Source organism: Coprobacter fastidiosus (assembly GCF_982245605.1).
In genome coordinates, this window is sequence record NZ_CEVCIF010000012.1 from 26772 (window position 1) to 42065 (window position 15294).

9 protein-coding genes are annotated in these 15294 nt (G+C 39.2%); 7 read left to right on the forward strand and 2 right to left on the reverse strand.

Annotation, left to right across the window (positions count from 1 at the left end):
• Window positions 1–5: 5 nt before the first annotated feature.
• Complete coding sequence (gene rsmA / locus AC0UMU_RS04705) at window positions 6–794, reverse strand: 16S rRNA (adenine(1518)-N(6)/adenine(1519)-N(6))-dimethyltransferase RsmA (RefSeq protein WP_278715198.1); 789 nt, start codon at window positions 792–794, stop codon at window positions 6–8.
• Window positions 795–938: 144 nt separating this feature from the next.
• Here rsmA and AC0UMU_RS04710 point away from each other — a divergent pair, with 144 nt between their 5' ends.
• The 5 genes from AC0UMU_RS04710 (at window position 939) to AC0UMU_RS04730 (ending at window position 9078) form a co-directional block, all read left to right on the forward strand.
• Complete coding sequence (locus tag AC0UMU_RS04710; protein ID WP_278715196.1) at window positions 939–1976, forward strand: lysylphosphatidylglycerol synthase transmembrane domain-containing protein; 1038 nt, start codon at window positions 939–941, stop codon at window positions 1974–1976.
• A gap of 20 nt (window positions 1977–1996) precedes the next feature.
• Window positions 1997–3460: an aminoacyl-histidine dipeptidase gene (locus AC0UMU_RS04715; RefSeq protein WP_278715194.1), complete on the forward strand. Its 1464-nt coding sequence runs from the start codon at window positions 1997–1999 to the stop codon at window positions 3458–3460.
• Window positions 3461–3628: 168 nt separating this feature from the next.
• Entirely contained in the window at window positions 3629–4696 is a 1068-nt protein-coding gene (locus tag AC0UMU_RS04720; protein ID WP_009316631.1) for an efflux RND transporter periplasmic adaptor subunit, read from the forward strand.
• Between the two features lie 21 nt (window positions 4697–4717).
• A complete protein-coding gene (locus AC0UMU_RS04725) occupies window positions 4718–7780 on the forward strand; it encodes an efflux RND transporter permease subunit (protein WP_022390943.1) in 3063 nt (1020 codons plus the stop codon).
• Window positions 7777–9078, forward strand: a complete 1302-nt coding sequence (locus tag AC0UMU_RS04730) for a TolC family protein (protein ID WP_009316633.1) — start codon at window positions 7777–7779, stop codon at window positions 9076–9078. Before AC0UMU_RS04725 ends, AC0UMU_RS04730 begins: the two co-directional genes overlap by 4 nt.
• A gap of 69 nt (window positions 9079–9147) precedes the next feature.
• Here AC0UMU_RS04730 and mnmA read toward each other — a convergent pair whose 3' ends face one another.
• The gene (mnmA, locus tag AC0UMU_RS04735; protein WP_278715192.1) at window positions 9148–10215 is read right to left on the reverse strand and encodes a tRNA 2-thiouridine(34) synthase MnmA; all 1068 of its coding nucleotides are present in this window, start codon (window positions 10213–10215) and stop codon (window positions 9148–9150) included.
• A gap of 270 nt (window positions 10216–10485) precedes the next feature.
• Here mnmA and AC0UMU_RS04740 point away from each other — a divergent pair, with 270 nt between their 5' ends.
• The gene (locus AC0UMU_RS04740; RefSeq protein ID WP_278715190.1) at window positions 10486–11997 is read left to right on the forward strand and encodes a hypothetical protein; all 1512 of its coding nucleotides are present in this window, start codon (window positions 10486–10488) and stop codon (window positions 11995–11997) included.
• 30 nt (window positions 11998–12027) lie between these two features.
• Complete coding sequence (locus AC0UMU_RS04745) at window positions 12028–15234, forward strand: hypothetical protein (RefSeq protein ID WP_278715188.1); 3207 nt, start codon at window positions 12028–12030, stop codon at window positions 15232–15234.
• Window positions 15235–15294 lie beyond the last annotated feature (60 nt).

Below are 15294 nucleotides of genomic sequence, written 5' to 3' on the forward strand. Positions count from 1 at the left end.
TAAGCTTAAGGTTGAGGAATGAACTTTTCTATTTGGTTGGTAAGGTCGATAAATTGTTTTACCGAAAGCTGTTCAGGGCGTTTGTCGAAAACGGGATCTTCCAGTAATTCGCATTTTTTGCCTAATAGTTGTCTAAGTGAATTCCGAAGCGTTTTTCTTCTTTGATTAAAGCCTGTTTTCACTATGGTTTTGAATAATTTCTCGTTACACCCCAGTTGTTCTGTTTTATTTCGGGTCATTTTTATTACGGCAGATTTGACTTTTGGTGGGGGATTGAAGACGTGTTCGGGAACGGTAAACAGATATTCTATATCATACCATGCCTGCATAAGTACACTCAATATTCCGTAAGCTTTACATCCGGGCTTAGAAGCTATACGTTCTGCTACCTCTTTCTGAATCATTCCGCTGCAACATGGAATTTGGTTTTTATAATCGAGAACCTTGAAAAATATCTGGCTCGATATGTTATAAGGATAGTTTCCGATAACACAAAATTTTCCTGTGAAAAGATTTGTTAGATTCAATTTTAAAAAGTCTTGTTCCAATATTCTGCCGTCTAATTGAGGAAAATGTTCACTCAAATATCTGACAGATTCTGAATCCAATTCTACTACAATGAGGTCATGATTGTTTTGTATCAGGTATTGGGTCAATACTCCCATTCCCGGGCCTATTTCGAGAATAGGAATATCCTTATAATCGCCTACGGTATCTGCTATTCGGCGGGCTATATCGAGGTCTTTCAAAAAATGTTGTCCTAAAAATTTTTTAGGTTTTACCGAGTCTGTCATAAAAATTCAGGTAGCAGGATCGTTAATCAATGTATAATTTGCAAAGAGATTTTAATTAAATCCGGTAAAGAGATGTTTCTTTTATGGATAAAATCTATCTTTGCAATACACAAAGGTACAATAATATTTTTTTATCCCGATAAGTTGAAGAAATTACTCGGCAGTATATTGAAGTTTTTTATTCCGTTATTATGCGGAGCGGCTCTTTTTTGGTATCTGTACAGCCATTTGGATATGCACCAGATCGGAGTCATTTTACAATCTGAAATTAATTACTTTTGGATCGCTCTTTCTATGATTATCGGGTTGATGAGTCATATATTCAGAGCATTGCGTTGGAAGTTGCAGTTAAAGACCTTAGGAGTAGATCCTTCGGTAAAAGCCCTGACAAACGCTGTTTTCGGTATGTATGCCATGAATCTGTTGATTCCCCGTGTAGGGGAAGTGTGGCGTTGTACTTATTTGGCGCGTCGGGAAAAAATGTCTTTTACGCAGGTTTTGGGTTCTATTATATCCGAGCGTTTGTGCGATACGTTAACATTGGTTTTTCTTACTGTTATAACATTTTTCTTGCAGATGAAGGTTTTCCGGGATTTTTTACGAAAATTTCCTACAATTGAGGAAACTCTCTGGCGGATGATTACAACACCTTGGCTGTATATCTGCATGTTTATGATGGTCGGATTTTTGATTTGGCTTTTTACAAAGAAAACCGAGAATAGATGGGTAGCAAAGGTAAAAAGCATTGTAAAGAATCTATGGTATGGTTTTCGTACGATATTGCGGATGAAACAAGTAACGATGTTTTTGCTATATACCGTTGCGATATGGTTCTGTTATTTTTTGGAACTTTATGTATGTTTTTTTGCTTTCGGTTCGATGCAGCATTTAGGAGTTTTGGCAGCTATGACGTTATTTGTTATGGGAAGCCTCAGTATGGGAATTCCGGTACAAGGTGGTGTCGGCCCATGGCACTTGGCTATTATTGCGGCACTTTCTATATATGGTATAGGAGAAAATATTGCCGGAGCGTTTGCTTTGGTTGCACATGGATCTCAAATGTTATTGATCATATTATTAGGAATTTATACTCTGTTTTCTGTTTCGTTAGAGAAAAAAAAAGACCGAAGTGCCGGATGGGCGGATTTTGTCGGATCGAGGCGGGAAAATGATAATTATTAACTGTAAAAACAGATAAATTTATGAAATCTGAAATCGAAACTTTACAGCCCGAAGCCGTATGGCGTCATTTTAGTGCTATTTGTAAAATCCCGCGTCCTTCCGGACATTTGGAGAAAATAACGCAATATATTCTGGATTTTGGTAAAAATTTGGGATTAGAAACGGTTTTGGATAAGGCGGGAAATGTTTTGATACGTAAACCAGCAACTCCCGGTATGGAAAATCGAAAACCTGTGGTTTTGCAAGGACACATGGATATGGTGCCTCAGAAAAATGCGGATAAAGTTCATAATTTTGAGACAGATCCGATAACTTCTTACATCGATGGGGAATGGGTCACAGCTAATGGTACGACCTTAGGGGCGGATAATGGAATCGGAATCTCTTCGATTTTGGCGATTCTTGAGTCTGAGACATTGAAGCACGGGCCGTTAGAGGCGTTGTTTACTTATGATGAAGAGACGGGGATGTATGGAGCTTTAGGGTTGCAACCTGATTTATTGCAGGCAGAGATATTATTGAATACCGATTCGGAACAAGAAGGTGAATTATATATGAGTTGTGCGGGAGGAATTGATCTTACTGCTAGTTTTAGATATAAAGATGAACCTTATATTCCTGAAAATGAAATAGCTTTAAAGATTATTGTGTCTGGATTAAAAGGGGGACATTCTGGTGTGGATATTCATTTGGGGCGTGCAAATGCAAATAAGCTGCTGTTTCGTTTCTTGAAACATGCCGTACAAGAGTATGATGCTCGGCTGGCATGGGTCAGCGGAGGAAATTTGCGTAATGCTATTCCTCGTGAAGCTGAGGCGGTTGTTACTATTCCGGCCGAATATAAATCGGACTTTTTAGATGAAGTAGCCGATTTTGAGGCTCTCTATATCCACGAATACGGTTTGATTGAAGATGATTTGACTTTGACAGCAGAGGAAACCGGATTACCGGATTTTTTGATTCCTGAGCCTATACAGGACGATTTGATAAATGCCGTTGTCGGTTGTCGTAATGGGGTAGCCCGAATGATTCCGGGAGTACCTGAAGTAGTGGAGACATCTTCTAATTTGGCGATTGTTCGCTCGTCTGAAGGCTCGATAGAGGTACTTATCTTAATAAGAAGCTCGAGTGAAAGTATGAAGCAAGCTTTGGTCTCAAGTCTGGAGAGTGTATTTTTATTAGCCGGTGCTAAGGTAGAGACCAGCGGGGATTATCCCGGTTGGGAGCCGAACCTCAATTCACCGGTGCTTAAGGTGGCAAAAGATGTACATAAGAAAGTATTGGGATTTGATCCTGAAGTAAAGATTATGCATGCGGGACTCGAGTGCGGCATTATTGGTGCGGCATATCCTAATTTAGATATGATTTCGTTCGGTCCTACGATTAAGTTTCCTCATTCTCCGGATGAGAGAGTAAATATAGCATCGGTTGAACATTTTTGGAATTTTCTGACAAATTTGGTGGAAAATATTCCTGCTCGTTAAACCTTTGTAGGATTTCGCTGTCTAAGGACTGTTTTTGGACAAGAAAGGAGGCTGAAATCAACCGTATAAATATTTGAACTATTATATATAGGATTCTGCCCCATGACAGAGTCCTATATTTTTATAAGTATACGCACATCTACAAAAAATAAATAGCTCAGAGATTGCATGAAAAATAGGTATGTAAAGAATTTATTGAAAATCGGTATTCCCGTTTTACTTATTGGTGGGTTGATTGCAGTTAAGTTGATGGATTCTCCAGCGGGAGAAAGTAAAAAAGATATTAAGAAGGGAACGCAGATTCCGGTCAATGCATTTATTGTGAAGCCGTTCAGGTTGAGTTCCGATATTCAGGCTGTCGGGACATTGTTGCCGAATGAAGAAGTCGATTTGGTCGCTGAAACGACGGGAAAAATTGTCGGAATTTATTTTAAGGAAGGGCAACATGTCGAAAAAGGAGCATTATTGCTTAAAGTCGATGATTCTGATTTGCAAGCACAGTTGAAGCGTGCACTTTTTCAGCAGAAACTGTTGTCCGAGAAATTGGAACGTCAACGCATATTATTTGAAAAAGATGCTGTTAGCCGTGAAGAGTTTGATCAGGTACAAACTGATTATAATTTGATAGAAGCAGATATTTCTCTTTTGAAAGTAAAAATAGATAAGACGGAATTAAGAGCTCCTTTTGCCGGAGTTCTCGGGTTTCGTAATGTCAGTTTAGGAGCATATTTACAACCGAGTACGATCGTCACACGTTTAGTTGATGACGGGTTATTGAAAGTCGAATTTTCAGTTCCGGAAAAATATGCGGGAAAAGCATTGGTCGGGGCAATGGTACAGTTTACGACGGAATCGTCCGACAAGAAATTCAATGCGTCGGTATATGCTGTTGACTCTAAAGTCGATTCGGATACTCGTACTATTTCGATACGTGCCCGTTGTGAAAATCCCGGTCGATTATTAGCTCCGGGAATGTTTGCCCGGTTAAATCTTATAACCAGAGTCTCCAATCATTCGTTGCTTGTTCCTACACAGTCGGTTGTCCCTGAAATGGAAGGTAAAAAAGTTTGGATGTTAAGAAATGGGAAAGCTCATTCTACCGTTATAGAGACAGGACAACGTACAGAGAATAAAATCGAGGTAATCTCGGGTTTGTCGGTCGGGGATACCATATTGGTAACCGGATTGATGCAAGTAAAAGAAGGGGCTGCCGTAAAGCCTGAAACCGTAGAATAACATTAAACTGTATTGTCCGCCATGAGTCTATCTTCTGTCAGTATAAAACGTCCGGTCCTTGCTACGGTGATGAATTTGGTATTTATCATTATAGGTATGATCGGTATAACATTTTTAGGTGTCCGAGATTATCCCAGTGTCGATCCTCCTATTATATCGGTGAGTACGACTTTCACCGGAGCAAATGCCGATGTTGTGGAAACGCAAATTACCGAACCGTTAGAGTCTGCTATTAATGGGATTCCCGGAATCCGTTCTTTGGTAAGTCAGAGTCGGGATGGTCGGAGTAATATAAGAATAGAGTTTGAGTTGGAAGTGCCTCTCGAGACAGCGGCGAACGATGTTCGTGACAAAGTTTCGGGAGCGTTGAGAAAATTACCTGAAGATATAGATCCTCCGGTAGTTTCAAAAGCCGATGCCGACGCTCAGCCGATTTTTGGCCTTTATTTAAGTAGCGATACCCGTTCGATTATCGATGTAAGTACGTATGCCGATTTGCATCTTAAAGAACGGTTGCAAACGATTCCCGGTGTAAGTAGCGTAGAAATATGGGGAGAGAAAAGGCTGGCGATCCGGCTTAAAATGGACCCGATGTTATTGTCTGCCTACGGTCTTACGCCGATGGACGTGAGTAACGCCGTTTCTGCCGGAAATGTAGAGTTGCCTTCGGGACGTATCGAGGGAGATAACACAGAATTGACGGTGCGTACGATGGGACGGTTGTTGACGGTAGAGGATTTTAATAACCTCGTGCTGCGTCGGGATGGGGATAAAGTCGTTCGTTTCAGAGATGTAGGAAAAGCTACCGTCGATTCGGAGAATAATCGTTATATAATGAAGATGAATAACAACCCTATGGTGGGGTGTGTTATTATCCCGCAGCCGGGAGCTAATTATGTGGATATTGTGGATCGGGCATATAAGGTAGTGGAAGATATTAAAGCCGATTTGCCGGATGATATGCAATGCGGTATTTATCAAGATGATACAGTGTTTATCCGCAATTCGATCAATGAAGTTAAAAGTACGATTGTAGAAGCTTTTGTTCTCGTTGTTCTTATTATATTTTTATTTTTACGTAACTGGCGTACGACGCTTATACCTGTGTTGACGATACCGATATCTTTGGTCGGTACATTTTTTATAATGTATTTGGCCGGATTCACGATAAATATCCTTACACTTTTGGCAATCGTTCTTTCAATAGGTCTTGTTGTCGATGATGCTATTGTCGTGATGGAGAATATTTATAATAAGGTAGAAAAAGGCATGTCTCCTTTGGAAGCCGGGTTTAAAGGTTCTCAGGAAATATTCTTTGCGGTAATTGCTACGACGGTTGCATTAGTTGCCGTATTTGTGCCTATTGTCTTTTTACAAGGAACGACCGGTCGTCTTTTTCGTGAGTTTAGTGTCGTAATCGCGGGAGCTGTAGCGATATCTTCATTTGTTGCGTTGTCGTTCACACCGATGCTTTCGACTAAATTGTTAACCCGAAATGTGACCGGTAATTGGTTTTACAGAGTTACCGAACCTTTTTTCGTATGGTTTACGAATGCGTATCGCAGTAGCCTGGAATCTTTTATGCGGCATCGTTATATCGCTCCGATTATTTTATTATTGTCGGGTGTAGCCATCTATTATTTTTGGATGACGTTACCCTCCGAAATGTCTCCGATGGAAGATCGTGCTCAGTTGAGGGTCGTATCTACGGCGACAGAGGGATCGAGTTTTGAATATATGGACCAGTATATGACGGATTTGACTACCTATTTAGAAAAAGAAGTTCCGGAAGAAGATTTGATTATGTCTTTGACCGGAAGAGGAGGACAAACCAATTCTGCATTTTGTAATGTAATGTTAGTTCCGTCAGAAGATCGTGATCGTACTCAGCAGGAAATTGCCGATGATTTAGCTCCTCAATTGAAGCAGCTTACCGGTGCTCGTACTATGGTAACACAACGTCAGACTTTCGGCAATCAGCGGGGAGGATTACCGGTAGAGTATGTCATACAAGCAAAGAATCTGGATGATTTGAAAGGTATTCTGCCTAAATTTATGAATGAGGTTTCTCAAAGTCCGGAATTTTCTACTTATGATTTGGACTTGAAATTTACTAAACCGGAACTGACGATTAATATTAATCGGGATAAGGCCGCTTTGTTAGGGGTATCGGTAGAAGATATTTCGAGAACATTGCAGCTAACCATGAGTGATCAGAGGATAGGATATTATATCCTGAATGGAAAACAATATCAGATCATAAGCGAGTTCGATAAATCGCAACGGAATAAACCTGCCGATTTGGCAACGGTTTATGTGAGGGGAAAAGATAATAAGCTGGTTAGTTTAGATAATTTGGTGACAATGGAAGAGAGTAGTACGCCCCCTCGATTATTTAGATACGACCGTTTTGTCTCGGCGACAGTTTCTGCATCTCCGGCAAAAGGAAAGACATTAGGACAGGGTATCGATGAGATGGACAGAATCGCAGACAAAGTCTTGAATGAAGATTTTAAAACGACTCTGTCCGGAAGTTCAAAAGATTTTGTAGAAAGTTCTTCCAGTCTTTTGTTTGCATTTGTTTTTGCATTGATATTTATTTATCTTGTTCTTTCAGCCCAATTTGAAAGTTTCCGAGATCCGTTGATTATTATGCTTACAGTCCCGTTGGCATTGGTGGGAGCATTACTTTCTTTATGGTATTTCGGACAAACGATGAATATTTTTAGCCAAATCGGTATAATTATGCTGATAGGGTTGGTTTCGAAGAACGGTATTTTAATTGTCGAGTTTGCTAATCAGCGTAAGGCTGACGGTTTAAGTATGCATGAGGCTATACTTGATTCTGCTGTGGCACGTTTTCGACCCATATTGATGACCAGTCTTTCTACGGTGTTGGGAACACTACCTATGGCGTTGGCTACAGGTTCGGGTTCGGAGAGCCGTATCGCTATGGGTATTGCTGTTGTCGGCGGAATGGTATGTGCTACCGGATTGACACTTTATGTAATTCCGGCAATTTATACATATTTGTCGGCTTCTAAGATCAAAGTGGTTAATGAAGAAACTTATACGAAATCATGATAAGAAGTATTGTAATATTTTTTTTATTGATTTGTCCGTTGGGAGTAACGGCGCAAGAGACCTTAACACTTTCCGATTGCATCAGTAAAGCATTGGAATCTAATTACGGTATCCGTATTGCAAAGAATGAAGAACAGATAGAGCGTAATAACCAGAATTATTCTTCTTTTTTGCCTTCACTTTCGGCAGAAGGCACACAGAAAGAATCGATTATAAATTCGAAAAGGAAAGATGCGAATAGCGGAACAGAGAAAAAATTCAGTGGCAGCATTACCGATAATTATGGCGCTAATATAAATTTGAACTGGACTATTTTTGATGGTTTGGCGATGTTTACGACCCATGAAAAACTCAATGAGTTTATTGCTATCGGAGAACTGAAAACTCGTATGGCTGTTGAGAATTTGATAGCACAAGTTAATACAGAATATTATAATGTATTGGTACAGAAGAGCTTGCTGGATGCAGCTAAGCAAAGTCTCGATCTTTCCCGTCAACGATATGAAATAGCCTTACAGAAAAACCGGATCGGGAGTCTTTCAGGTTTGGAGCTGAAGCAGACCAAAATAGATCTGAATTCTGATAGTTCGACATTAGTAAAGCAGCAAGAGCAGTTGCGTAGTGCTTATATTACATTGAATACGCTGATGAATATCGATCTGCATAAAAGAGGATATGTAAAAGATACGATACTGTTACATCCGATGTACCCGAAAGATGAAGTGCAAACGTTGATGTTGAATAACAATACGACACTATTGATTGCTCGTCGGGAACAGAAAGTGTCGGAGCTTGATCTTAAATTGGCCCGGTCGGCTTATTTCCCTTCGGTAGATTTTACGGCAGGGTATAGTTTTTCACGGACTGAATCACCGGCATCTATATCGACTTTTAATCAGAATACCGGCCCGTTTTGGGGGTTTACACTTTCCGTACCGTTGTTTAATCGTTTAGAAACCCGTAAGAAGGTAAGAAATGCGAAGATTGAGATAGAAAATAGTAAGCTGAGTTATCAGGAAGTAGAGTTACAGATGTTAAGTGACTTGGCTCAACTTTATAACAGTTATGAGAATAACTTGATTATGGTCGGTTTTGAGTCGGAAAGTGCAGAAGTAGCATTGGTCAGCCTTAAAACCGCATTAGAAAGATATCGGCTCGGGAGTCTTTCGGGATTGGAGTTCAGAGAATTTCAACGAAGCTATTTAGATGCTGTAACTCGAAAAATTTCGGCTCAATTTCAGGCAAAATCAACCGAAGTCTCGTTGTTGTTGTTGAGTGGTCGTTTACAGATTCAGTAAAAACCTATTTGAATTTTGTACAGATCTTTTTTGAGTTGAAAAATTTAAATAGGTTCTGAACCTAAAAATCTATTGTATAATTCCGCTGGCCAGACAAAGTTCTTTATCATGGCTGTATATGACACCGAATTGTCCGGGGGCGATACCTTGTATTTTTTTTTCGGAAGTGATTCTGACAATATTATTGTCAATGCGTTGTATCGTTCCCGGTGTAAATTCCGGAGTGTGCCGATTTTTAAATGTGATCGGTGTATTATGTGAAAGGTCTCCGAGAGGATTTCCGGATATGAACTGGAATCCGCTTAAATCAAGAATGTTTCCGTATTGTGTTTCCGGGTCAGATCCGTTCGAAACATATAGTATATTCTGTTCAGGATCTTTTTTTATGACAAACCACGGTCCCCCGCTGAGGCCGAGACCTTTTCTTTGTCCGATGGTGTGAAACCAGTATCCTTTATGTCTTCCGACTATATGCCCACTTTTTAAGTCTATTATATCTCCTTCTTTTTCTCCTAAATAATTACGTATAAATTGGTTATAGTTAATATTCCCCAAGAAGCAAATTCCCTGACTGTCTTTTCTTCGAGCACTCGGAAGATTCTGTTGTAAGGCAATTGTTCTGACTTCGTCTTTCATCATATTTCCGATAGGAAATAGTAATTTGGAGATTTGTACGTGATTAAGTTGTGCCAAAAAATCGGTTTGATCTTTTATCGTATCTTTTGCAGTGGCGAGATAAGTAATATCATCCATGATTCGGGTATTAGCATAATGCCCTGTAGCTATTTTATCGAAGTCTTTTCCCCAATATTTTTCAAAAAATCCGAATTTGATGAATTTATTGCACATTACATCAGGATTAGGAGTCAGACCTCTTTTTATCGTTTCGAAAGCATACCCCATGACATATTCCCAATATTCGTTATGTAGAGAAACTATCTCCATCGGACATCCGTATTTACGAGCTATATAAGTGACTATTTCTATATCTTCCTCCGAGTGGCAGTCCAGATTTTTATCTTTATCTTCCATACCGATACGGATGTAAAATAGAGTAGGAGTATATCCGGCTTCTTTCAATTGATAGACGGCAACCGAACTATCGACCCCGCCGGAGGCTAACATGGCTATATTCATTGATATATTATGTTTTCTTAGTGTAGTTGTTTTGTTTTTTGAATAACGATATGATCATTCTTTTGTCTGCAAATGTACATGAAAATGGTGTAGATTAAATTAGAAAACACTTTTTTAATTATAATTTAGGTGCTTTTATAATATAGGTTCTTAATCAGTATAAATTTATTTTTAAATGCATTTTATTCGTTTGTATTTACAAATTAAGGCAGAATTATGAGTATTATTAATATCACTCTTTTACATTTGTTCTAAATAAATTTATACATAGTGAAAGCACATATACTAAATTTGAAAGCATACGTCCTGACCGTTGCTTTAGGTGCGGCATTTAATTATGGAGTTGCCGCAGAGAAGAAATCAGAAACTCCGGATACGAAAATTTACCAGCATTTTATCATTTACGGGCAAAGCCTTTCTACCGGACATCAATCTTATCCGGCTTTGACAACAGAACCTTTGTCGGGGAATTATATGATCGGAGATCAAATATGGATTAATCAAGGTAATCGTAATTCTGCGATTTTGAATCCGTTAAAATCCTCTTTAGCCTTAACCGAGAAAAGATCTCCGTTGAGTCGGAATGGCGGTATTGCCGAATGTCCGATCGTTGCCGCAGTCAATCATTTGAGATTAAAGATAAATGATCCGTCTGTTAATTATATTGCAACTTCTACGGGTGTGGGTGGAAAGACGATCGACCAATTATCGAAACATTGCCGGAATAAAAATATTTATCAGGAAGGTTTTTTGAAAGCGGCATTTGCCGCACCGCAGATAGCGGCTAAAGAAAATGCAACTGTGACGTGTCCTTTAGTGATTTGGATGCAAGGGGAATATAATTATTGGGCAGATACGACGAGGGGATTATTACCCCATATTCCGAATGTGGTGGGAAAAAATGAATATAAGACTTTAATGCTACGGTTGAAAAACGATATGCAAAATGATGTCGTTTCTATTTATAATCAGCACAGTAAGCCTCTTTTTATAACCTATCAGGTCGGTGCGCAATATACTCGAGGGAGAACCTTGAATATCGGTATGGCCCAATTAGAGGCTGCAAACGAAACGGAAGATATTATTTGTGCCGGTCCGGTGTATCCGATGACGGACCGCGGGGGACATCTCGATGCGAACGGTTACCGTTGGTATGGAGAGATGTTGGCTAAGGCTTATTACCGTACTATAATCGGGGGAAAACCTTTTATTCCTTTACAACCCGAAGAATTATCGAGAACTTCTGATTCTAAAGGAATTAAAATTTGTTTTAGAGTTCCTGTGAAGCCGTTGGTACTTGATGATTATACTACGGAAAAGATAAAAGATTACGGTTTCGCTATTTATAATGATGGTATCCGGCAAAAGATTACGGATGTAAAGGTAAAGGGTGATTGTGTGTATATAACTTGTGAAAAGGATTTATCGGGAGCAATAGAGGTGACTTATGCCGGAGCTGATGAATTTAAAGGTCATGGTAATTTGCGGGATAGTGACGATTATGAAGCATATTATACATATATCGATCAGGATGAAAAGAATAGCGATGGGACTTTTGTTTTTGCCCGGGATAAAGATAAGAATGGAAATTATGTCACTTTACGACCTAATTATGAACCGAGGGATAAGTTCGGCAATATCATATACGGTCATCCGTATCCATTATATAACTTCAGCGTGGCTTTTTATTATAAGTTAGATAAGGGTGTAAAAAAATACCGGATACATATTCCTGAAAAAGATAAGTCCAAATTAGATAAAGTCTTGGAGATAAATAAATAATTAATTAATTAATCTTTATTCTATATCAGTATGAAAAATAATTTACTAAAAAATGTACTCGTTGCTGCATTGTTTTGCAGTTCAGGCAACTATCTTTCGGCTACCGATTTGTATCTTTCTTCTGCCGGAAATGATACAAATAACGGTTTATCGGCAGAAACTCCGGTAAAAACTTTGTCACGGGCATTCACTTTGGCTGAAAACGGTGATGAGATACATGTGCTTGATTTTATTGATATTTCTGCCGAGCCTAAGAAAGAGGGTAGTACTTCGAATAATGATATTAAAGTAGATGGTTCTACCTCATTCGAACTTGGTGGTATAACCTATGCGACTTGGAATGTTCAGGGTAAAAATGGTGTGAGACCTTTGGATAAATCTTTGAAAATTATAGGGAAAAGTGCTGAAACTTGCGGATTTGTCGGAAATGGAACGACACGTTTGATTCGTATCGATTCTTTTAATCAATCGATAGAGTTTGCTAATCTTTCTTTCAGAGAAGGGAATAGTATTCCTATGGGAAATGATTTCGGTGGAGCGGTGTATATTCGGAATGCATCGGCATCTTTTATCGATTGTGTTTTTGACGGTAACTCTGCTGACGGAAGAGGTGGTGCGGCTGTTTATGCTTTGTTGGAACAAGATCGGTTTAGTGTGTCTTTTACCGGTTGCTCATTTTCCGATAATACGACGGGTAAAGGGAACGGAGCTGTAGCTCATATTTTAGCAGGTAAAAATATTTTGTTCAAAGAATGTCTTTTTGAGAATAATACGACAACGGGTCTGGGAGGCGTATTTTTCGTGCAAGGAGATCTTATGCTTAGAGTTGAAAAATCTGTATTCAAAAATAATACCGCAAAAGACGGAGGCGTGTTTGCATTTTTGGATAATGCGGCTAAAAAGACCGGAGCTTATTTTGAAGGTTGTGCATTTTTGTATAATTCCGTTACAGAACATGGTGGAGCTGTTTATGTAGATAATAAAACAACCGGATCGACATGTGATTTGTCTTTTATCAATACGACTTTTTACGGGAACCATGCCGCATCTTTCGGAGGTACTATTATGATGAATAACGGTAAAGACGGAAGCGTGCTTAATCTTGTAAATTGTACGATTACCCGTAATACGAGTGCTTTCGGTGGGGCGACACCTCAAGCCGGAATACGTGTTACTGCTGGCGCTGCCAATACCGTAATCTATAATATATATAATTCTATTATTGAAAATAATTATCTGAAAGATGATCCTACGAAAGTCTTGGATATGTCTGTACAAGGTAATGATTCTTATCTGATAGACGGGAAGAATTTTAATCTTAAAAATTCTTTTTTGGGACGTTTGTTGGCGGATCATGGATATACTTCTCCTCTCGAAAATGAAAATTATATAAATTATAATGGCGGATCGATTGCGGGATTGGCTATCGATCCGGATAAATATATTGCCACGCAAAACAGTGTCCCGGTTTATACCACTTCTCCGGCATATCGTCAGGGGAATGCTGAATTTTTGCAGGATTTAGGCATTATGACCGATCAATTGGGTGCGATACGTTCCTTTGCCAACGGACGTTGTGCATCAGGAGCGATCGAGACGCCGCTGACTCCCGGTGGCGGAGAAGGAGAATCGTCGGTTTATGAGCATTTTATAATATACGGTCAGAGTCTTTCTACCGGGCATCAGTCTTATCCTTCTATGTCTACCGAATCTTTAGAGGGTAATTATATGATCGGAGATCAGGTTTGGATAAATCTCGGGAATACGACTTTTGATAAGTTTAATCCATTAAAAGCATCTTTGGCTATTTCGGATAAAAATTCGGCTAAGACTAAAAATGGCGGAATTGCCGAATGTCCTATCGTTGCAGCGGTGAATCATCTTCGTTTAAAATTGAATGACCCTGATGTAAAATATGTAGCGACTTCTACCGGTACGGGAGGCAAGACGATAGAACAGCTTTCAAAACATTGTACCAACGGATATTTATATAATGATTTTAAATATGCGATGTTTTACGGGGCTAAAATTTCTCGGGAACTGAACAGCGTGATTTCTTGTCCGGCAATTATTTGGATGCAAGGAGAATATAATTATACTTCGGATTCTGAAAAGGGATTGACTCCGGGTGTACCCAATACAACTGATAAGAATGAATATAAAGCGTTGTTGTATAAATTGAAGAATGACATGCAGCAGGATGTCATGAACAGTTATGCTCAAAATGAGAAACCCTTGTTTATCACTTACCAGACCGGCGCGCAATATACTCGGGGGAAAACTTTGGAAATAGGTATGGCTCAATTGGAAACTGCTAATGAGAATGAGGATATGATTTGTGCCGGTCCGGTGTATCCGATGACAGACCGAGGGGGTCATCTCGATGCGAACGGTTACCGTTGGTATGGCGAGATGTTGGGCAAAGCATATTACCGTACGAAAGTATTGGGGCAACGCTTTGTTCCTTTGCAGCCGATAGAGATCTCCCGTACGGATAATGCGAAAGAGATAAAAATTCGCTTCCTTGTTCCGAAATTACCTTTGGTATTGGATGATTGGACAGTACAAAAGAAGACGGATTATGGCTTTAGAGTATATAATGATAACGCACAACAGACAATAACGAATATCCGGATAGAAGGAGATTGTGTTTATTTGACTTGTGCTCAGGATTTGAGTGGTGTAATTGAAGTAAATTATGCCGGAGATGGAGCAAACGGCGGACATGGTAATTTGCGTGATAGTGATGATTATGAGGCTTATTACAAATATATCGATCATGATAAGAAAAATCCAGACAACTCTTATTTCTATCCTCGTGATAAAGAAAATGATAACTATGTGACTTTGAGACCTGATTATGAACCGAAAACGCAGTCGGGAGAAATTATGTACGATCAACCTTATCCGCTTTATAATTTTAGCGTAGCATTTTATTATAAATTAGATAAGGGCGAGCAAAATTATAAAGTTCCGAATCTGGATGATATTACCGATTCGGCAGAGGCTGTTCAAGTAAGTGGAGCATCTTTGCATCAAGCCGGTAATTCTATTCTGTTAAAAGGAATTAAGACTCCTGTACAGGTAAAACTTTATTCTCTTTCAGGAAGTTTATTGCAAATTATTGATGCACCTCAAGCCGGTTTATATTCTTTGAATGATTTTAATAAAGGTATTTATATCGCTAAAGCGGTAATTGACGGGAATCCTTGTACTCTGAAAATATCGATACGGTAAAATTTTAATAATTAAGTGAGAAATGGGCTGTCTTTTGAGGGCAGCCCATTTTTATTGATA